Origin of the sequence: Modestobacter versicolor (assembly GCF_014195485.1) — a bacterium.
In the GTDB taxonomy this organism is placed as follows: Bacteria; Actinomycetota; Actinomycetes; order Mycobacteriales; family Geodermatophilaceae; genus Modestobacter; species Modestobacter versicolor.
On the sequence record NZ_JACIBU010000001.1, the window covers coordinates 1,331,266 to 1,350,689 of the forward strand.

Genomic DNA, 19,424 nt, shown 5'->3' on the forward strand with positions numbered 1-19,424 from the left:
GGTGCGGGACGGGGCGTCCGCGGCCCCTCCGGCCGGTGGCTCAGCCGGGTGTCGGGCGCCCACCCTCGTCGGTGGACGTCGTCCGCCGCTCCCCTACCCCGTCGGCCGCGGTCTCCACCGCGTCCGCGGCGGGTCGCCCGGCGTCGGCGGTGGCGGCCGTCGAGCCGGCCGGCGCGTCGTCCGCGTCCTCGCGCTCGCCGGCGTCCTTGCCCGCGCTCTCGGCCCGGTCCTTGCCGCGGGTGATGACCTCGCGGGGCCGGCCGCGCTGCAGCCAGAGGTACACGACGGCGGCCAGCCCGACGACGATCGAGGTGAAGACGTTGAGCCGGACGCCGAAGAACTGCTCGGCGGTGTCGATCCGGAGCGCCTCGATCCACACCCGGCCGGCGCAGTAGGCGGCGACGTAGAGGGCGAAGGCCCGGCCGTGCGAGAGCTGGAAGCGGCGGTCGGCCCAGATGACCAGCAGCGCGACGCCGACGTTCCAGAGCAGCTCGTAGAGGAACGTGGGGTGGAAGGTGCCCAGCACCTCCGGCTGCCCGTTGGCCCCGGTGATCGCCTGCCCGGCCGAGGAGTCCCAGCGGTAGATGGTCAGGCCCCAGGGCAGGTCGGTCGCCTTGCCGTACAGCTCGTTGTTGAACCAGTTGCCCAGCCGGCCGACCGCCTGCGCCAGCACGATGCCCGGCGCGAGCGCGTCGGCCCAGGCCGGCAGCGGGATGCCGCGGCGGCGGCAGCCGATCCACGCGCCGACCCCGCCCAGGGCGATGGCGCCCCAGATGCCCAGGCCGCCCTCCCAGATGGCCAGCGCGCGCACCGGGTCGCCGCCCTCGCCGAAGTAGGGCTCGGGGGTGGTGAGCACGTGGTAGATGCGCCCGCCGACGATGCCGAAGGGCACCGCCCACACGGCGATGTCGAGCACGTCACCGGGGGCGCCACCGCGGGCGACCCAGCGGCGTTCACCCAGCCAGCAGGCCACCACGATGCCGGCGATGATGCACAGCGCGTAGCCGCGCAGCGGGAACGGGCCGAGTTCCCAGACCCCCTGGGTCGGGCTCGGGATCGCGGCGAGCACGGTCATGCCCGCACCTTCGCACGTCGGACGCCCGCGGCGAGCTCCTGGGACAGGACACGCACGCCGTCGGCGCCCCGCCCCTCGAGCAGCGTGCGGACGTAGGCCGAGCCCACGATCACCCCGTCGGCGAAGGCGGCGACCTCGGCGGCCTGGTCGGCGTTCGAGACCCCCAGCCCGACGCAGACCGCGGTGTCGCTGACCTCGCGGGTGCGGGCGACCAGCCGCTCGGCGGCGTCGCCGACGGTCGCCCGGGTGCCGGTGACGCCCATCGTGGAGGCGGCGTAGACGAAGCCGCGGGAGGCCTCGGCGGTGGCGGCCAGCCGGGCGTCGGTCGAGCTGGGTGCCACCAGGAACACCCGGTCCAGCCCGGTGCGCTCGCTGGCGGCCAGCCAGGCGCCGGCCTCGTCCGGGATGAGGTCGGGGGTGATCGCCCCCGCTCCCCCGGCGGCGGCCAGGTCGTCGGCGAACCGGTCGACGCCGTAGCGCTCGATCGGGTTCCAGTAGCTCATCACCACGGGGACGGCGCCGGCCGCGGCCACGGCCTCGACGGCTCGCAGCACGTCGCGCAGCCCCACGCCGGCCCGGACGGCGACCTCGACCGCCTCCTGGATCACCGGCCCGTCCATCCCCGGGTCGGAGTACGGGACGCCGACCTCGATGACGTCGGCCCCGCCCTCGACCGCCGCGACCATCGCCGCGATGGAGCTGTCGACGTCGGGGTAGCCCACCGGCAGGTAGGCGATCAGCGCCGCCCGACCCTCGGCCTTCGCCCCGGCGATGACGTCGGAGAGGGCGCTCATGCCTGCTCCCCCGCGTCCTGCCCGGAGACGGCCCGGTGGTTGCTGACGGCGCCCTCGGTGGCCTGCTGGTCGTCGTCCAGCCCGGGGCCGGGTTCCGCGCCGCGGCCGGCCTCGACGGCGCGCTCGTCACCGTCGGTCGGCGCGGTCTCCTCGCCCAGGCGGAACCACGCGCTGGCGGTCTCGACGTCCTTGTCGCCGCGGCCGGAGAGGTTCACCAGCAGCAGGGCGTCCGGGCCGAGCTCCGTGCCCACCTTCATGGCGCCGGCCAGCGCGTGCGCGGACTCGATCGCCGGGATGATCCCCTCGGTGCGGCAGAGCAGCGCGAAGGCCTCCATCGCCTCCGCGTCGGTGATCGGGCGGTACTCGGCGCGGCCGATGTCGTGCAGGAAGGCGTGCTCCGGGCCGACGCCGGGGTAGTCGAGCCCGGCCGAGATCGAGTGCGACTCGATGGTCTGGCCGTTGTCGTCCTGCAGCAGGTAGGACCGCGCGCCGTGCAGCACGCCCGGGTCGCCGCCGGTGATGGTGGCCGCGTGCCGGCCGGTCTCGACGCCGTCGCCGCCGGCCTCCAGGCCGACCAGCCGGACCGCCGTGTCGGGCACGAACGCGGTGAAGATGCCGATGGCGTTCGAGCCGCCGCCCACGCAGGCCAGGACGACGTCGGGCAGCCGGCCCTCGCGGTCGAGCACCTGCTCGCGGGCCTCGTCGCCGATGACCCGCTGGAAGTCGCGGACCATGGTCGGGAACGGGTGCGGGCCGGCGACGGTGCCGAACACGTAGTTCGTCGTCTCGACGTTGGTCACCCAGTCGCGGAACGCCTCGTTGATCGCGTCCTTGAGGGTGCGCGAGCCGGTGGTGACCGGGATGACCTCGGCGCCGAGCAGCCGCATCCGGGCGACGTTCAGCGCCTGGCGCCGGGTGTCCTCCTCGCCCATGTAGACGGTGCAGGACAGCCCCATCAGCGCCGCCGCGGTCGCGGTGGCCACGCCGTGCTGGCCGGCGCCGGTCTCGGCGATCACCCGGGTCTTGCCGATGCGCTTGGTCAGCAGCGCCTGGCCCAGCACGTTGTTGATCTTGTGCGAGCCGGTGTGGTTGAGGTCCTCGCGCTTGAGCAGCACCCGGGCGCCGCCGCAGTGCTCGGCGAACTTCGGCACCTCGGTGACCGGGCTGGGCCGGCCGGTGTAGTCGCGCTGCAGCCGGGCGAACTCCTCGATGAAGGCCGGGTCGACCCGCATCGCCTCGTAGGCGGCGGTGAGCTCGTCGAGGGCGGCGATCAGCGCCTCGGGGACGAACCGGCCCCCGTAGGGACCGAAGTGACCGGTCGCGTCCGGCCACTCGGACGGCGCCGTGGCGTCGGGGACGTCAGGGGCCGGAGCGTGCGCGGAGAGGGTCATGCCCCCAGAGTAGGGACCTCCCTGCCCCCCATCGCTCGCAGGCTCGCGGCGGGACCCTGCAGGGAGGCCGCGGCTAGCGGGCGGCGCGCGGAGTGGCCGGGTGCGATCCGGCCGTGACCAGGTCGGCCACCGCCTGGCGCGGGTCACCGGCGGTGACCAGGCCCTCGCCGACCAGCACCGCGTCGGCACCGGCCCCGGCGTAGCTGATCAGGTCGTGCGGCCCCCGCACACCGGACTCGGCGACCTTGACCACCCCGCTGGGCAGGCCCGGCGCGATCCGCTCGAAGGTGCCGCGGTCGACCGAGAGGGTGGTGAGGTCGCGGGCGTTGACCCCGATGACGGCGGCGCCTGCGTCCAGCGCGCGGTCGGCCTCGCCCTCGGTGTGCACCTCGACCAGCGCCGTCATGCCGAGGGACTCGACCCGCTCGAGCAGGCCGGTGAGCACGTTCTGCTCGAGCGCGGCGACGATCAGCAGGACGAGGTCGGCGCCGTGCGCCCGCGCCTCGTGCACCTGGTAGCTGCTGACCACGAAGTCCTTGCAGAGCACCGGGACGCCGACGGCCGCGCGGACGGCGGCGAGGTCGGCGTGCGAGCCACCGAAGCGGCGGCCCTCGGTGAGCACGCTGATCACCCGGGCACCGCCGGCGGCGTACTGGGCGGCGAGCGCGGCCGGGTCGGTGATCTCGGCGAGCGCGCCCTTGCTCGGGCTGCGCCGCTTGACCTCGGCGATCACGCCGACCCCCGGTGCCCGCAGCGCGGCGAGGGCGTCCAGCGCGGGCCGGGCGTCGCGGGCTGCGGCCTGCACCTCGGTCAGCGGGGTGGCGGCCTGCCGTGCCGCGACGTCCTCACGGACGCCGGCGACGATGTCGTCGAGGACGCTCATGACCCCTCCTCGGACCGCTCAGGATGAACCACCGGACCGGCCCTCACCACCTGGACCGTGGCGATCACTGTAGTGAAGTGCCTCTCGCGTCCCTGCCGGGGGCCTGTCGCCCCACGGGCACGGCCCTGCTGTAGGGGCCCGCCGCGAGCTCGCGAGCGGTGGGGGGCAGCAGGGTCCTCACTCCGTCGGGTCGTCGCCGCGGTCGAGGGCCTTCCAGGCCGCCTGGTGGCGGTCCTCGTCGGTCTCCGGGCGGGCGGGCCGGGCCGGCCGGGCGCCCTCGGCGGGCGCGGCCGCCGTCCCGGTGCGCTCGTAGCGGCGGCCCATGCCCGGCCAGCGCCGTCCGCGCAGCACCACCAGCAGCCCGGCGAGCACGGCGAGCACCCCGGCGACCAGGGCCAGCACCGGCCAGCCGGCCACCGGGTCGGTGGTCACCTCGGCCCGGCCCAGCCCCACCGCGTCGGTGACGTCGGCGACGTCGAGGTCCAGCCCGCCGGTGACGCCGCGCAGCCCGGACCACGCCAGCACACCGCCGGCGACGGCGACCAGCAGGCCGACCAGCACCCGGCCCACGCCGCGGACGGCGATCACCGCGACGGCGGCGGCGAGCAGCAGCAGGCCGCAGGCGCCGACCAGCGGTGCTGCCTGGCCGCCGGTGAGCACGTCCGACGTCGGCGGCAGCGGCGCCCGCCGGGTCACGGTGACGTCGGCCCACGGCTGCGACGACGAGGAGAGCGCCAGCGCACCGGCCAGCGCGCACAGCAGCAGCGCGACGGTCAGCTCCCGCCGCGACGACGACTCAGCCACCGAGCTCCCGGAGCCCCTCCGCCGTCGCGATCGCCGACAGCACGGCGCGGGCCTTGTGCCGGGTCTCGGCCTCCTCGGTCGCCGGGTCGCTGTCGGCGACCACCCCGGCGCCGGCCTGCACGTAGGCCCGCCCGTCGTGCAGCACGGCGGTGCGGATGGCGATCGCCATGTCCATGTCGCCGCTGGCGTCGACGTAGCCCACGGTGCCGGCGTACAGCGCCCGCCGGGTCGGCTCCAGCGACTCGATGACCTCCATCGCCCGCGGCTTGGGTGCCCCGGAGACGGTGCCGGCCGGGAACGTGGCGTCGAAGACGTCCAGCGCGTCGCGACCGGCCTGCACCTGGCCGGCCACGGTGGAGACCAGGTGCATGACGTGGCTGTACCGCTCGATCCGCATGAAGTCCGCGACCTCCACGGTGCCCGGCACGCAGACCCGGCCCAGGTCGTTGCGGGCCAGGTCGACCAGCATCACGTGCTCGGCCCGCTCCTTGGGGTCGGCGAGCAGCTCCTCGGTGAGCCGGACGTCGTCCTCCGGGGTCGCGCCGCGCGGCCGGGTGCCCGCCGGCGGGTGCACGATCGCCCGATCGCCGGTCACGGTGACCAGCGCCTCCGGCGAGGAGCCGACGACGTCGAACGGCGACTCGCGCCCGGCGAAGCGCAGCAGGTACATGTACGGCGAGGGGTTGGTGGCCCGCAGCACCCGGTAGAGGTCGAGCGCGTCGACGTCGGTGGCCAGCTCGAAGCGCTGGCTGAGCACGGTCTGGAACACGTCGCCGGCGCGGACGTGCTCGCGGACCCGCTCCACGCCGTCCTCGAACACCCCGGGCGCCATGTTGCTGGTGACCGGCGGCGCGTCGGCGGTGGCGAGCGTGGCCACGCCCGGGGGCACCGCCTTGGTGAGGTCGGCGGCCATCGCGTCGAGCCGGGTCACCGCGTCGTCGTAGGCGCCGGGCTCGTCGCCCTGCCGCCCGGCGCCGCGCACCACGTTGGCGATGAGCAGCACGGTGCCGTCGGTGTGATCGAGCACCGCCAGGTCGGTGACCAGCGACAGCGCCAGCTCGGGCATGCCCAGGTCGTCGGTCGCGGTCTCCGGCAGCCGCTCCAGCCGGCGGACGACGTCGTAGCCCAGGTAGCCGACCAGGCCGCCGGTCAGCGGCGGCAGGCCGGGCGTGCGGGACGAGCGGAAGCGGCGCGCCAGCGTGCGGACCGCGGCGAGCGGGTCCGCGGGCAGGTCGTCGGTCAGCCCGGGCAGCGGGTCGCCCAGCCAGGTCGTCGCGCCGTCGCGCTCGGTGAGCACGCCGGCGCTGCGGACGCCCACGAAGCTGTACCGCGACCACTGCTTGCCCTGCTCGGCGGACTCCAGCAGCACCGTGCCCGGCCGGTTGCCGGCCAGCTTGCGGTAGATGCCGACGGCGGTCTCGCTGTCGGCGAGCAGCCGCCGGGTGACCGGCACGACCGGGGCGGTGGCGGCGAGGAACTCCGTGCGCGAGGGCGTCGTCTCACCCAGCCGCACGCTGCACCTCCAGGTCGCGGTGGAAGCAGCTGCGCTCGCCGGTGTGGCAGGCCGGCCCCTCCTGGTCGACGAGCAGCAGCAGCGCGTCGCCGTCGCAGTCCAGCCGGACGTCGCGCACCCACTGCCGGTGCCCCGACGTCTCGCCCTTGACCCAGTACTCCTCGCGGCTGCGCGACCAGTAGGTGGCCCGGCCGGTGGTCAGCGTGCGGTGCAGCGCCTCGTCGTCCATCCAGGCGACCATCAGCACCTCACCGGTGTCGTGCTGCTGGACGACGGCGGCGACCAGGCCGGCCGGGTCGCGGCGCAGCAGCGCGGCGACCGCCGGGTCCAGCTGGGTGTCGGGGGCGGGGGCGGACATGGCCTGATCGTCCCACCCCCGGGTCCACCCCGGTCAGCCGCCCGCGGCGGGCGACGGCGCCGGGCGCGCGGGCCGGCGGCGCGCGTCGGGCAGCAGGGTCAGGCCCCCGGCGAGCAGCGCCAGCGCGACGTAGAGCAGCGGGAGCACCCGGACGGTGTCCTGGAAGACCGAGGACGCGATGTCGCCGAGCACCAGGAACCAGTACCCGCACAGCGCCAGCTGCAGGACGGCCGCCCCCCACAGCCAGCGCGGGTCACCGGCCAGCGCCCGGACCCCGCCCACCACGAGCAGCGCGGCGAGGGCGACCTGGAGCAGCGCGAACCAGCCGCTCATCCCCTCGTCGGGGCCGCGGGCCAGGCTGACCAGCGCACCGAAGGCCGCGGCGTACAGCGTGCCGATCAGCACCAGGACGGCGGAGACGAAGCCGACCACCGCGGCGGCGATGAGCGACCCGGGCCGCTGCGGCGCCCGGGGCGGCCAGCCGGGCTGGGGGTACCCGTACGGCGGCGGCGCCCACTGCGGCTGCGGGGGCTGGCCGTACGGCGGGGGTGCGTACTGCGGGGGCGCGTACTGCTGCGGCACGTACGGCTGGGTCGGGTACTGCTCCGGCGCGTACTGCGGCGGGCCGGCGTACGGGCTGGTCGCCTCCCAGTCCGGTGAGGTCACAGCGCGGCCGCCAGGGCCCGGCCGGCGACCCGGCCGGAGAAGATGCAGCCGCCGAGGAAGGTGCCCTCCAGCGAGCGGTAGCCGTGCATGCCGCCACCGCCGAAGCCGGCGACCTCGCCGGCCGCGTACAGCCCGGGGAACGGGTCGCCGCCGGCGCGCAGCACCCGGCCGGAGAGGTCGGTCTCCAGCCCGCCGAGGGTCTTGCGGGTGAGCAGGTTGAGCCGGACGGCGATCAGCGGCCCGGCCTCGGGGTCGAGGATGCGGTGCGGCTGGGCGACCCGGATCAGCTTGTCGCCGAGGAAGGTGCGGGCCTGGCGGATCGCGGTGATCTGCAGGTCCTTGGTGAAGGTGTTGGCGATCTCCCGGTCCCGGGCGACGACCTCGCGCTCGACGGTGGCGAGGTCCAGGTGCGGGGTGTCGCCGGTGACCCGGTTCATCCCGGCGACCAGCTCGGGCAGCGTGGCCGCGACGACGAAGTCCTCGCCCTTGTCCAGGAACGCCTGCACCGGGGCAGCCGCACCCGACCGCACCCGGGTGAGCAGCAGCTTGAGGTCCTTGTTCGTGAGGTCGGGGTTCTGCTCGGAGCCGGAGAGGGTGAACTCCTTCTCGACGATCTTCTGGGTGAGCAGGAACCAGGTGTGCTCGTGGCCGGTCGTCCCGATGTGCGCCAGCGTGCCCAGGGTGTCGAAGCCGGGGAACAGCGGGACCGGCAGCCGGGCGCCGGTCGCGTCGAGCCACAGCGACGACGGGCCGGGCAGGATCCGGATGCCGTGCCGGGCCCAGATCGGCGAGTGGTTGGCGATGCCCTCGGTGTAGTGCCACATCCGGTCGGGGTTGATCACCCGGCCACCGGCCTCCTCGGTGATCTGCAGCATCCGGCCGTCGACGTGGGCGGGCACCCCGGACAGCAGCCGCTGCGGCACCGGCCCCAGCCGGGCCGGCCAGTTCTTGCGCACCAGGTCGTGGTTGCCGCCGATGCCGCCGGAGGTGACGACGACGGCCTGCGCGGCCAGCTCGAACTGCCCCGCCTCGACCCGCGAGGTCGCCGTCCCCCGCTCGGCGTCGCTGGGCTCGAGCACCGCGCCGCGGACCCCGGTGACAGCGCCGTCGGTGACCACCAGGCCGTCGACGCGGTGCCGCGGGCGGAAGTCGACGAGCCCGCGCTCGACCGCCTCGGTGACCCGGCGGGCGAAGGGGGCGACGACGCCGGGGCCGGTGCCCCAGGTGATGTGGAAGCGGGGCACCGAGTTGCCGTGACCGGTGGCGGTGTAGCCGCCGCGCTCGGCCCAGCCGACGACGGGGAAGAACCGCATGCCCTGCTCGCGCAGCCAGGCGCGCTTCTCGCCGGCGGCGAACTGCAGGTAGGCCTCGGCCCACTGGCGCGGCCAGTGGTCCTCCGCGCGGTCGAAGCCCGCGGTGCCGAACCAGTCCTGCCGGGCGAGCTCCAGGGAGTCCTTGACCCGCAGCCGGCGCTGCTCGGGGGTGTCGACGAGGAAGAGCCCGCCGAAGGACCAGTGCGCCTGACCGCCCAGCGAGCCGGCCGGCTCCTGGTCGAGCAGGAGCACCCGCTTCCCGGCGTCGGCCAGCTCCGCGGTGGCGACCAGTCCGGCCAGCCCCGCTCCCACCACGATGACGTCAGCGTCGGTGCTCACGGCCAGACGCTAGCGGGAACCGCGCCCCGGTCGCCCCGGCGACGCGACCCGGCTGCCGCGCGTCCACCGCCGCACCGGCCGCTGCAGCGCCAGGGCCAGGCCGCCGATCGGGCCGACGAGCAGCAGCAGCGCCCACCACACCGCCTGGCCGCCGCCGAGCAGCGCGAAGAACACGGCCAGGCCGAGCAGACCGAGCAGCGGGACCAGGCAGGCGAGGGCGAGCACCGCCGAGCCGCTGACCCGCCGGCTCAGCGACCGCCCGCGCAGCACCAGCAGCGCGCCGGCCAGCGCGGCGACGGCGGGCAGCGCGGGCAGCAGCAGGTACCAGCCCCAGCCCGGGTCGGCGTCCCAGAGGAGCCAGCCGAGGTAGGCGTCCTCCGCGGCGACGAGCACGCCGAACGCGGCGGCGAACGGGGCGGCGAGCGGGCGCACCGGGGCGGTGGGCGCGGCGGTGAAGCCGCGGCCGAGGGTGCGGGAGCGGGTGGTCGCCGAGGTCGCGGGGGCGGCCGGGGCGGCGCGCCGGGGTGACCTCCGGGTCGGCGGGGTGGGCATGCCGGGCAGCGTAGGGACGCCGGCTGGGGGCCCGCTGCGGGTCAGCGGGTGAGGCGCTCCAGCTTCCGGGCGGCGACCCAGCGGCGCACCGGGCGGAGGGCGGCGAGCAGCGCGGTGAGGGTGGGCAGCGCCCAGACCAGCACGGCGAGGCCCCCGCTGTCCTCGATCAGGCTCTCGGCCAGGATCAACCAGACCAGCACCAGGGCCAGCGCGGCGGCGGGCAGGAAGACGGCCAGCCAGGAGCGGCCCACCAGCAGGAGCAGCGCGCCGGCCAGCAGCCACAGCGCCAGCACCGCGGGGACGGTGACGACCAGCCAGCCGCCGTCGGCGAACTGGCCGTTGGAGAAGGCCAGCGCGACCAGCCCGAAGAAGGCCAGGAACAGCGCGCTGAGCACCGCCAGGGGCACGACGGCGAGGACCGCCAGCGGCGGACGGCGGCGGACGGGGGCTTCGACGGCGGCGTGCACGCGAGGAACGTAGAGGTCAGCGGCCCGTCGCGGACCCCGCCCCGCCGCGGTGTGACGGCTGGGGTCAGCCGGTGGGTCGGGAGGCGCCGGGCGAGGTCCAGCGGCGGACGGCGGGACCGGACCACCACCCCGCGAGGCCGGCGCACACGGCGGCGGGGACGGCCACCGCCAGCCAGGACCGCCCGGTCCAGAGCCGCACTGCCCCGACCAGCAGCAGCAGCGCGAGCACCGTCCGGCCGGCCGGGTGGACCAGGACCTCGGGCTCGCCGCTGCCGAGCAGCCACCAGGTGCAGGAGACGAGCACGGCCAGGGCGGCCACCGTCGCCGCGGGGGCTGCGACCAGGACCGGCAGCGGCCGTCGCCGGCGGACCAGGGTTGCGGTCGCGGTCATGAGGCCGACCTGGGCCCGCCGCGCCGCTGGTCCGGGCTGCCGCGCGGGGTCAGACCGCGGGCTGGGTCTGCCGTCCCGAGCTGCGCCGCCAGGAGGCGTGCAGCCGGGCGTAGGGGCCGTCGGCGTCCACCAGCTGGGCGTGCGTGCCGCGCTGCGCGACCCGGCCGGCGTCGACGACCAGCACCTCGTCGGCCCGCTCGGCGGTGGAGAGCCGGTGGGCGATGGTCAGCGTGGTGCGCCCGGTGGTGAGCGCGTCGAGCGCCCGGGTCAGCCGCATCTCGGTGGCCGGGTCGACGGCGCTGGTGGCCTCGTCGAGCACCAGCAGGTCGGGGTCGGCGACGTAGGCGCGGGCGACCGCCACCAGCTGCCGCTCCCCCGCCGACAGCGACTCGCCGCGCTGGCCGACGGCGGTGCCGACGCCCTCGCCGAGGCCCTGCACCCAGTCGCCGAGGCCGAGCTCGTCGAAGGCGGTGGCGATCTGCGCGTCGGTCATCCCGGGCCGGCCGTAGCGGACGTTGTCGGCGACCGTGGCGTCGAAGAGGAACCCGTCCTGGGGCACCATCACGACCCGCTCGCGCAGCGAGGAGAAGGCGACCTCGGTCAGCGGCACGCCGCCGACGAGCACCCGGCCCTCGGTGGGGTCCATCAGCCGGGTGACCAGCTTGGCGAAGGTGGTCTTGCCCGAGCCGGTCTCCCCCACGATCGCCACCCGGGTGCGCGGGGCGATGGTCAGGTCGACGTCGTCCAGGGCCTTGCGGCCGCCGGCGGTGTAGGCGAACCCGACGTGGTCGAAGGTGACGTCGAGCGGGCCGGGCGGCAGCGTGCGGGCGTGCGCCGGGTCGGCGACCGCGGGGTCCTGCACGTCGGGGTCGGTGTCGAGCACGTCGAGCACGCGGCGGAAGCCGGCCACGGCGTTCTGCGCCTCGTTGAGCACCTCGCTCGCGGTCTGCACCGGCGCGACGAAGAGGGTGACCAGGAAGAGGAAGGCGACCAGCGTGCCGGCGGAGATCTCCCCCGCGACGCCGAGCAGCACGCCGACGACCACGACGGCGGCGTTGGCCACCGCGGCGACGAACTCGCCGCTGACGTAGACGGCCGCGGTGGTCCGCTGCGCGTCGACCGAGGCCCGGTAGTGCCGGTCGATGGCTCGGTCGATGCGCGCCGCCGTCCGGGCCCGGATGCCGTACGCGCGCACCGTCGGGGCGCCGACCACCGACTCCCCCACGGCGGCGAGCACGTCGCCGACCCGCTCGCGGACGATGCCGTACACGTGGGCCAGCCGGCGGGCGAAGAACTTGACCGCGAACGCCAGCGGGATGAAGCAGACCAGCACCAGCAGGGTCAGCTGCCAGGAGTAGACGGCCATGACGACGACCGCGACCACCAGCTGGCCCAGGCTGACCAGCCCGAGCACGCCGCCCCACTGCATGAAGACCGACAGCTGGTCGACGTCGCTGGTGACCCGGGAGACCAGCGAGCCGCGGCGCTGGCCCTGCTGGTGGAGCACCGACAGGTCGTGGACGTGCCGGAACGCGCGCACCCGCAGCCCGGCCAGCGCGGTCTCGGTCGTGCGGAACAGCCGCACGTTCATCCGGTAGACCGCGAACGCGGTGACCAGGACGACGACCGCGCAGATCGCGACCAGCTCGCGGACCAGCCCGATGTCCGGGCCGCCCGGCGCGTTCAGCCCGCGGTCGAGGGTCTGCTGGACGGCGATCGGCACGACGACCCGACCGGCGGTGGCGATCAGCGCGAGCAGGAAGGTGACCGGCAGACCGCGGCGGAACTCCGGCATCATCCGCAGGCCCCGGCGGAGCGTGGCGGTGGCGCTCTCGTCGGGCCTGTCCATCGGCAGCACGACCTCGGCGGCGGCGGTCATGCCTGCGCCCCGGCGGTCTCGGGCTCGGCCGCGTCGGGCTCGGGCGGCTGGTAGGCGCGCACCAGCCGGGCGTAGCCGGGCACCTGGGCGAGCAGCTCGTCGTGCGAGCCACGGGCGACCAGCCGGCCGTTCTCGATCCAGACCACCTCGTCGGCCAGCGAGATCGTGGCCTGCCGGTAGGCGACGACCACCACGGTCACCGGGCGGTCGGCGGCGCGCAGGGCGTCGAGGATGCGGGCCTCCACCGAGGGGTCGACGGCGCTGGTGGCGTCGTCCAGGACGAGCAGCCGGGGACGGCGGATGACGGCCCGGGCCAGCGCGAGCCGCTGCCGCTGGCCGCCGGACAGGCTGGCGCCGCGCTCGCCGACGTGGGTGTCCAGGCCCTCGGGCAGCCGGGCGACGAAGTCGTCGGCGGCCGCGACGCGGAGCGCCTCGTGCACCTGCTCGTCGGTGAAGTCGCCGCCGAGGGTGACGTTGTCGCGGACGGTGTCGTCGAAGAGGAAGGCCGACTGGGACACGAACGCGACCTGGCTGCTGACCTCGCCCTCGCGCATGGTGCGCAGGTCGACGCCGTCGAGCAGCACCGCGCCGCTGTGCGGGTCGACGAGCCGGACCAGCAGGCCGGCCATCGTGGACTTCCCCGAGCCGGTGGGGCCGACGACGGCGAGGGTGCGGCCGGCGGCCACGTCGAAGGTGACGCCCTGCAGCGTGGGTCGGGCGGCGCCGTCGTAGCGGAAGGCGACGTCGCGCAGGCCGAGGGGCGCGCCGCCCTCGCCGGCCGGGGCGCCGTCCGGGCCGAACGGGATCTCCCCGGTGGCCTCGAGCACCGGGGTGACCCGGTCGAAGCCGGCCATCGCGCGCGGCAGGTCGGCGAGCACCCAGCCGATCGCCCGGATGGGCAGCGCGAGGAGGGTGAAGAGGTAGGCGATGGAGACCAGGTCGCCGGCCCCGGTGGCGCCGGCGGCGACCCGCTCGGCGCCGACCAGCAGGACGGCGAGGGTGCCGAGGTTGGGCAGCGCCTCCATCAGCGGGTCGAACAGGCCGCGCACCCGGCCGACGGCGACCAGCCCGTCGCGCAGCTCGTCGGCCTTGACCGCGAACCGCCGGGCCTCGTCGTCCTCCCGGCCGAGGGTCTTGACGACCAGGGCGGCGTCGAAGCTCTCGTGGGCGATCTCGCTGACCTCGGCGCGCAGCTGCTGGGCGCGCTCCATCCGCGGCGACATCACCTGGCTGTAGACGGCGTTGGCCGCGAAGACCAGCGGGAAGACGACCAGGCCGACGACCGCCAGCAGCGGGTCGGTGAGCACCAGCGCAGCCACGGTGATGGCGACCATGACCAGGGCGCCCACGGCGAAGGGCAGCGGGGCGACGAAGAACCAGCTGGACTCGACGTCGGAGTTCGCGTTGGACAGCAGCTGGCCGGTGGGGTGGCGCTGATGCCAGGACAGCGGGAGCCGCAGGTACTGCCCGGTGACGCGGCGGCGGTAGTCGGCCATCAGCCGGTAGCTCATGATCCCGGCGAACAGCCGGCGGCCGATGATGCCGATGATCTTCAGGACGGCGACGACGAGGATCGCCAGCGCGGCCAGCGAGAGCGCCCGGGCGGTGGTGGAGCCCTCGTCGAAGGCCGGCAGCAGGACCCGGTCGGTGATGCCGCCGATGACGTAGGCGCTGGCCACCGTCATGCCGCCGTAGAGGCTGCTCCCCAGCACGGCGAGGACGAAGATCCGCGGCTGCTCGGACACGGCGCGGCCGACGTGGCGGAGCCCGCGCCGGACGACGGCGTCTCTGCGGCGCGGCACAGGTGTCCTCCTCGGCTGGTGGTGCGGGCGGTGGGGCCAGCCTACGCGCGCTCGTTACCCGGTCTAACTGGTTGAGCTGGAGCCGTCGTCGCGGCCCGCCGCGGCCCGGCCCCCGGGCGCTAGCCTCGGGTGGTGCCGACCTCCGCCGTCCCCGTGTCCCGGTCGGAGCGTGCCGCGCTGGCCGATCTGCTCGAGCAGCTCGGGCCCGACCAGCCGACCTGCTGCGAGGGCTGGACGACGCAGGACATGGCCACCCACCTGGTGCTCCGCGACCGGCGGCCGGACGCGATGCCCGGGCTGGCCCTGGGCGGCCCGTTCGCCGCCTGGACGGAGCGGGCGCACGCGCACGCCCGGTCGGCCCGGCCCTACGGCGTGCTGGTGGCCGAGGTGCGGTCCGGCCCGCCGCGGTGGCTGCCGACCTCCTGGCCGGTGCTGGACCGGCTGCTGAACACCGCCGAGCTGGTCATCCACCACGAGGACGTGCGGCGCGCGCAGCCCGGCTGGGCGCCGCGGGAGCTGCCCCGGGCCGTGCAGGACCAGCTCTGGCGCACGGTGCCGTTCCTGGCCCGCGGCCGGGCGGCGGCGCGGCCCGAGGGCGGGCTGGTGGTGTGCCGGAGCGACGTGCCCGACGGTGCGCCGGGCAGCGCGCGGCGGCTCTGCAAGGGCGCGCCGACCACGACCGTGACCGGCGCGCCGCTGGAGGTGCTGCTCTGGCTGAGCGGCCGCCCCGAGGTCGCCTGCGTGGACCTGACCGTCGAGTAGCGGCGGCGCGGCCGGTCGCCGATGAGTTCGGCGGACCGGTGGGGTCCTCATCGACGTGGACACCAGGAACCTCGCCGAGCTCTACGGCTCCCCGTTGATCGACTGGGCGCGGGTGGAGCAGCGGCTCTCCCGCGGCCTCGAGCAGGCGCCCGGCAGTGCCGGACCCGGCCGGCACACCTGCTGGCTCGCGACGACGAACGCCGACGGCACCCCGCACCTGACCGGCATCGGCGCGCTGTGGGTCTCCGGGGCGTTCTTCTTCGAGACCGGCGAGACGACCCGCAAGGGCCGCAACCTGGCCCGCGACCCGCGGTGCTCGCTGAGCGTCGCGACGCAGGAGTTCGACCTGTTCGTGGACGGGGCGGCGACGATCGTGGACGACCCGGCGGTGGTCGCGGACCTGGCCGCCCGCTGGGCCGCGGACGGCTGGCCGGCCAGCGTCGACGCGTCGGGCACCGCGCTGACCGCGGAGTTCAGCGCACCCTCGGCCGGTCTGCCGCCGTGGCGGGTCTACCGGCTCGAGGTCCGGCAGGCCACCGCGCTGCTCACCGTGGACCCCGGCGGGGCCACCCGCTGGCGGTTCTGAGGCGGCGGGACGTGGCCGCGGTGCGGCGACTGCCGCGCACCCGCCGCCGGGCACCGGTGACGTGCGTCCGGCCGGGTGGTGGCCCGTGCACCGCCGTGCCCCGGCCGGCCGAGCGCGATGCCCGGTCCCCCTGCCCGACGTGCGGCTGCGTGCGCTGACCGTCGGCCGGCACAGGCGATCGGCAGGTCTCTCTCGCTCGGGTGGACGCCTCACACCGACGTGGTGCGAGGCTGCGGTCCGTGGCGATCGACGTCGAATCCGTTCCCACCCGGTGTGGACCGTCACCCTCGACGGCCGCGAGTGGGAACTCGGCCGCCGGTGGAGCCGCCCCCACCCTCCCGACTGAACGCTCACCGACGGCAGCCACTGCAGTCGGCTACAAGTCGTACCGGGTCAGAAGGGCGGCGGCTCGTCCACCACGACGTCGGCTGGTGGCCGATCGGGTGGACCGTCACCGTCGCGGGGCAGGTCGTCGTCGGCTCCGAACCTCGGCGGGTGGGTGGTCGCGACGATCCCGCCGGGCGTCGTCCACTGCAGCCCGCCGTCGGCGAGACCACGCAGCCGCCAGCCCGGCGCCTGGTGGCTCAGCCGGTGGTGGTGCCGGCACAGGCAGCACAGGTTGTCGGAGCTGGTCGACCCTCGCGGCCAGGGGATCCGGTGATCGAGGTCGCAGCGCGTCGCCCGGGCCCGGCAGCCGGGGAACCGGCACCGCCGGTCGCGCAGCCGGACGAAGCGGTCGAGCTCGCGTCCCGGTCGGTAGCCCGGCGAGTCGCCTGGCGGACCGAGGGCGCCGCCGTGGCGGAGCCCGGTCGCGTCGGTCAGCGCGACCAGCTGACCGCTGAGCTCGTCGACCAGCGCCACGTGCGGACGGTGGCCGAGCGACGAGCCGGCGACGGTGCGCGAGCGGAGCAGTGCGGCGACGGCCTCGACCGTCCCCGGGTCGGCCGGCTCCCCGTGGACCACGCGGTCGACGTCCGACCGCGCCTCAGCTGTCCCGTCCGCCGGGAGCAGGCCGAGGGCGATCGCCAGCTGCCGCACCATCTCGGCAGGCACCACGTTCCCGTCGACCTCGCCCGGCTCGTCGGAGCCGAGCAGCGTCTCCACCGCGGCCACCAGGGTCAGCCGCGCCTGCACGGGTGGCATCCCGTGCTCACCCGGCCGGAGCACCAGGTCGACCAGGCAGTCGACCATCCGCTGGGCCGTGGTGCGCTCGTCGCCATCGCTGGCGGCGGCGTCGGCGTACTGCCGGAGGGCGTCCTGCACGGCGCGCGCGACCGGGACCGGCAGCACCGCGGAGAGGGTCGCCATGCCGTCCTCGCCCGGGTACACGGTGACCCGGCGCTCGCGGACGGCCTGCGCCGCGCGGGCGAGCAGGGCCGCGGCGTCCAGCCGCTGCACCACCCGGCGGGCGGCGACCCGCAGCTGGCTGTGCGTCTTGCCGTCGACCCGGGCGAGCAGCCGCTCCTCGGCGACCGGCCGCAGCGCCTCGGGCAGGCGGGCCACCACGTCGGTCATCACCCGGGCGTGCCGCCAGCTGATCCGCCCTGCCCGGAGCGCTGCCAGCGTCGCCGGCAGCCGCTCGACCAGGAGGACGGAGTCGGCGAGCAGCTCGGACGCGGCGGCCGACGTCAGGCTCAGCGCCACGGCCACCTCGTCGACGGCCCACTCGCTCACCGCAGTCAGCGCCGCCGGCCGGGCCGCCCGGCTCTGGGCCGCTGCTGCACCGACCTCCGTGTCGGGCCGGTCCATCGAGACCGGCCGGGAGCGGGCGAACCCGGCCAACGCCTCCGCCCGGTCCGCTGCGGCCCGGGCCGCGAGCCGGTCGGCGGCCACGGCGCGGTCGAGCAGCCCGCCGCCCTCGACCAGCAGCCGCTCCAGCTCGGCCGCCCCCGGGAGCAGCGGCTCGGCAGGCGCCGCCCGGTGGTCGGCGTACTGGTCGGAGAGCTCGAGGACCAGCTCGTCGACCAGCACGCGCAGCTGCTCCTCCAGGACCGACTCACGGTCCCGGGTCAGCTCCGCAACCCGCCCGAACACGTGTTCGATCATACCGACCGGACACCGCGCTGACCAGTGGGAACGGGACCTGTGGACGACTCGCGAAGCCGCTGGAGACCCGTGCCGGGGCGGCCACCGGCTCCACCCGGAGGCCGGCGCACGGGCGCGCGCCCTGCGCCTGGCAACCGACCGGAGCGGCCGACCGTGGACGGTCACCGGCGGGCACGCGGTCCAAGGGGTCGAAGGCGCCCCGGAGCGGCCGCCCGGTCAGGTCAGTCGGCGACCGGCTGCACCGCGCTGTAGCCCACCCGGTACACCAGCAGCTGCAGCCCGGGCGACGGCGAGTAGGCGGCTGTCTGCTCGAAGTTGCCGGCGAAGTACTGGTAGACCGTGTCCTCGTAGCCCTGGTCGTAGCTGAGCAGCAGGTAGACGTACTGGTGGCCCGCAGCGAGGCCGGCGACGTCCTCCGGCAGCGTGTCCGGGTCGAAGGTGGGCTGCGTCAGCTGCCGGTTCCACACCGGCAACGTGGTCACCCGCGCGGCGCCGTCGTAGTAGTACTCGAACGGGTAGACGGTGAACGGCGAGCTGATCACGACCAGGTCCGAGGGGCTCGCCTGCTCGGCCAGCTCCGCCGCCGTCCGGTAGTCCTCCTGGACCGGCGTGTCCGGGTTGGCCGCCTGCACGACCGTCCCGGCGATGGTGATCGCCAGCAGGCCGACGGCCAGCACCCGGGCCACCGGCTTCGTCAGGCCGCTGATGAAGACCACCACGATGACCAGCAGCGCCGGGAGCGCGGGGGCCATGTACCGGCTGAGGAAGAACGGCGTGATCGCGTGGCTGACCACGAACGCCAGCAGCACCGGCACGAAGGCGGCGACGATCAGGTACCCCGTCGTCCGGTCGAGCTTGCCGCCGATCCGCACCCCGGCGAGGGCGGCCAGCACCAGCAGCGGCCAGGCCGAGACGACGGTGGTGTTGATCGCGTCGCTCTGGAAGCCGAAGAGGAACTGCGAGTAGACGTTGGAGAAGTCCACCGACGACGGCGACGGCAGGCTCGGCCGGGTCCCGGACGCCGACCCCTTCGCCCGGAAGTACAGGTACCAGGGCGCGATGGCGGCGGCCACGAAGACCGCGACCCCGGCCATCCGGAGCACGGCGCCACGCCCCAGCCGGCGGTGCAGCGCCAGCACGTACAGGCCCTGCGCCACCAGCACGAAGCCGAAGAAGTAGTGCACGTACAGCCCGGCGGCGGCCGCGACGGCGTACCCGACCCAGGCCGACGTCCGCCCGGCGCCGATCACCTTGAGGAAGGCGTACTGGCTGACCAGGGTGAGGAACAGCAGCATCGAGTACATCCGCGCCTCGTTGCCGTACCACTGCGCGAAGGGCGAGCAGCTGAACACGACGACGGCGAACAGCGCCCACGGCCGGGTCAGGCAGCTGCGCGCGACCAGGTACACCATCGGCACCGACGCGAGCAGGAAGACCAGCGACAGCGCCCGGGCGGTCTCGACGTCCGGGCCGAGCACGAGCCGCCAGGTGCGCAGCAGCACGTGGTAGAGCGGCGGGTGCACGTCCTCGGCGACCAGCTCCAGCAGGTAGCCGTAGCTGTGGTTGGTCTGCCAGAGGCTCTGCGCCTCGTCCAGCCGGATGCTGTTGTGCACGAACGACAGCCGGGACCCCAGCACGATGACGCCGAGGCACAGCAGGTGGACGGCGAGCACCGGGGCGGCGCGGAAGCGGCCGCCGCGGGACGGCCGGGCCACGGCGACGGCACCGGTGCCCGGGCGCGCCGGGACGGGCGGGGACACCCGGGGGCGGACGACGGGCTGCAGGTCGGTCGGCACGGCTCCC

Annotated in this window: 18 protein-coding genes; 2 read left to right on the forward strand and 16 right to left on the reverse strand. The window is 75.7% G+C overall.

Annotation, left to right across the window (positions count from 1 at the left end; genetic code table 11):
- Positions 1–40 precede the first annotated feature (40 nt).
- The 14 genes from lgt to FHX36_RS06530 all read right to left on the reverse strand — a co-directional run bounded on the left by lgt (position 41) and on the right by FHX36_RS06530 (position 14,227).
- The gene (gene lgt / locus FHX36_RS06465) at positions 41–1,075 is read right to left on the reverse strand and encodes a prolipoprotein diacylglyceryl transferase (RefSeq protein ID WP_183513613.1); all 1,035 of its coding nucleotides are present in this window, start codon (positions 1,073–1,075) and stop codon (positions 41–43) included.
- Entirely contained in the window at positions 1,072–1,869 is a 798-nt protein-coding gene (gene trpA, locus FHX36_RS06470) for a tryptophan synthase subunit alpha (protein ID WP_110554100.1), read from the reverse strand. The genes lgt and trpA overlap by 4 nt, the downstream gene beginning before the upstream one ends.
- Entirely contained in the window at positions 1,866–3,260 is a 1,395-nt protein-coding gene (gene trpB, locus FHX36_RS06475) for a tryptophan synthase subunit beta (RefSeq protein WP_110554101.1), read from the reverse strand. The genes trpA and trpB overlap by 4 nt, the downstream gene beginning before the upstream one ends.
- A 73-nt stretch (positions 3,261–3,333) precedes the next feature.
- Positions 3,334–4,143, reverse strand: coding sequence for an indole-3-glycerol phosphate synthase TrpC (gene trpC, locus FHX36_RS06480; RefSeq protein WP_183513614.1), 810 nt, complete (start codon positions 4,141–4,143; stop codon positions 3,334–3,336).
- A 177-nt stretch (positions 4,144–4,320) separates the two neighbouring features.
- Positions 4,321–4,947, reverse strand: coding sequence for a TIGR02234 family membrane protein (locus tag FHX36_RS06485; RefSeq protein ID WP_110554265.1), 627 nt, complete (start codon positions 4,945–4,947; stop codon positions 4,321–4,323).
- Positions 4,940–6,460 carry an anthranilate synthase component I gene (locus tag FHX36_RS06490; RefSeq protein WP_110554266.1) on the reverse strand — a complete coding sequence of 507 codons (1,521 nt, stop codon included), beginning with the start codon at positions 6,458–6,460 and terminating at the stop codon, positions 4,940–4,942. Before FHX36_RS06490 ends, FHX36_RS06485 begins: the two co-directional genes overlap by 8 nt.
- The gene (gene hisI, locus FHX36_RS06495) at positions 6,447–6,818 is read right to left on the reverse strand and encodes a phosphoribosyl-AMP cyclohydrolase (RefSeq protein ID WP_110554267.1); all 372 of its coding nucleotides are present in this window, start codon (positions 6,816–6,818) and stop codon (positions 6,447–6,449) included. Before hisI ends, FHX36_RS06490 begins: the two co-directional genes overlap by 14 nt.
- Positions 6,819–6,851: 33 nt before the next feature.
- Positions 6,852–7,484 carry a hypothetical protein gene (locus FHX36_RS06500; RefSeq protein WP_183513616.1) on the reverse strand — a complete coding sequence of 211 codons (633 nt, stop codon included), beginning with the start codon at positions 7,482–7,484 and terminating at the stop codon, positions 6,852–6,854.
- Positions 7,481–9,136: an FAD-binding dehydrogenase gene (locus FHX36_RS06505; protein ID WP_110553287.1), complete on the reverse strand. Its 1,656-nt coding sequence runs from the start codon at positions 9,134–9,136 to the stop codon at positions 7,481–7,483. The genes FHX36_RS06500 and FHX36_RS06505 overlap by 4 nt, the downstream gene beginning before the upstream one ends.
- 9 nt (positions 9,137–9,145) lie before the next feature.
- Positions 9,146–9,688 (reverse strand): hypothetical protein, encoded by a 543-nt coding sequence (locus tag FHX36_RS06510; protein ID WP_110553286.1) that lies wholly within the window; start codon positions 9,686–9,688, stop codon positions 9,146–9,148.
- Between the two features lie 41 nt (positions 9,689–9,729).
- Entirely contained in the window at positions 9,730–10,155 is a 426-nt protein-coding gene (locus FHX36_RS06515; RefSeq protein WP_110553285.1) for a hypothetical protein, read from the reverse strand.
- A 64-nt stretch (positions 10,156–10,219) separates the two neighbouring features.
- Positions 10,220–10,546, reverse strand: a complete 327-nt coding sequence (locus FHX36_RS06520) for a hypothetical protein (protein ID WP_110553284.1) — start codon at positions 10,544–10,546, stop codon at positions 10,220–10,222.
- A 49-nt stretch (positions 10,547–10,595) separates the two neighbouring features.
- Complete coding sequence (locus FHX36_RS06525; RefSeq protein WP_110553283.1) at positions 10,596–12,425, reverse strand: ABC transporter ATP-binding protein; 1,830 nt, start codon at positions 12,423–12,425, stop codon at positions 10,596–10,598.
- Positions 12,422–14,227 (reverse strand): ABC transporter ATP-binding protein, encoded by a 1,806-nt coding sequence (locus FHX36_RS06530; RefSeq protein ID WP_110553282.1) that lies wholly within the window; start codon positions 14,225–14,227, stop codon positions 12,422–12,424. Before FHX36_RS06530 ends, FHX36_RS06525 begins: the two co-directional genes overlap by 4 nt.
- A 132-nt stretch (positions 14,228–14,359) precedes the next feature.
- Here FHX36_RS06530 and FHX36_RS06535 point away from each other — a divergent pair, with 132 nt between their 5' ends.
- Both FHX36_RS06535 and FHX36_RS06540 read left to right on the forward strand, forming a co-directional pair.
- The gene (locus FHX36_RS06535) at positions 14,360–14,989 is read left to right on the forward strand and encodes a TIGR03085 family metal-binding protein (RefSeq protein ID WP_183513617.1); all 630 of its coding nucleotides are present in this window, start codon (positions 14,360–14,362) and stop codon (positions 14,987–14,989) included.
- A gap of 55 nt (positions 14,990–15,044) precedes the next feature.
- Entirely contained in the window at positions 15,045–15,575 is a 531-nt protein-coding gene (locus tag FHX36_RS06540) for a pyridoxamine 5'-phosphate oxidase family protein (RefSeq protein ID WP_110553158.1), read from the forward strand.
- 393 nt (positions 15,576–15,968) lie between these two features.
- On the opposite strand, the gene FHX36_RS06545 is transcribed toward FHX36_RS06540, so the two are convergent.
- Both FHX36_RS06545 and FHX36_RS06550 read right to left on the reverse strand, forming a co-directional pair.
- The gene (locus tag FHX36_RS06545) at positions 15,969–17,609 is read right to left on the reverse strand and encodes an HNH endonuclease signature motif containing protein (protein WP_181428850.1); all 1,641 of its coding nucleotides are present in this window, start codon (positions 17,607–17,609) and stop codon (positions 15,969–15,971) included.
- Positions 17,610–17,842: 233 nt separating this feature from the next.
- On the reverse strand, positions 17,843–19,417 hold the full coding sequence (locus FHX36_RS06550; protein ID WP_110553156.1) for a glycosyltransferase family 39 protein: 1,575 nt from the start codon (positions 19,415–19,417) through the stop codon (positions 17,843–17,845).
- Positions 19,418–19,424: the final 7 nt, after the last annotated feature.

Excerpts from the sequence above, each read along its gene's own strand:
- lgt (WP_183513613.1), bottom strand. The coding sequence starts at position 1,075 with ATGACCGTGCTCGCCGCGATCCCGAGCCCGACCCAGGGGGTCTGGGAA.
- trpC (WP_183513614.1), bottom strand. The coding sequence starts at position 4,143 with ATGAGCGTCCTCGACGACATCGTCGCCGGCGTCCGTGAGGACGTCGCG.
- FHX36_RS06510 (WP_110553286.1), bottom strand. The coding sequence starts at position 9,688 with ATGCCCACCCCGCCGACCCGGAGGTCACCCCGGCGCGCCGCCCCGGCC.
- hisI (WP_110554267.1), bottom strand. The coding sequence starts at position 6,818 with ATGTCCGCCCCCGCCCCCGACACCCAGCTGGACCCGGCGGTCGCCGCG.
- trpB (WP_110554101.1), bottom strand. The coding sequence starts at position 3,260 with ATGACCCTCTCCGCGCACGCTCCGGCCCCTGACGTCCCCGACGCCACG.
- FHX36_RS06525 (WP_110553283.1), bottom strand. The coding sequence starts at position 12,425 with ATGACCGCCGCCGCCGAGGTCGTGCTGCCGATGGACAGGCCCGACGAG.
- trpA (WP_110554100.1), bottom strand. The coding sequence starts at position 1,869 with ATGAGCGCCCTCTCCGACGTCATCGCCGGGGCGAAGGCCGAGGGTCGG.
- FHX36_RS06520 (WP_110553284.1), bottom strand. The coding sequence starts at position 10,546 with ATGACCGCGACCGCAACCCTGGTCCGCCGGCGACGGCCGCTGCCGGTC.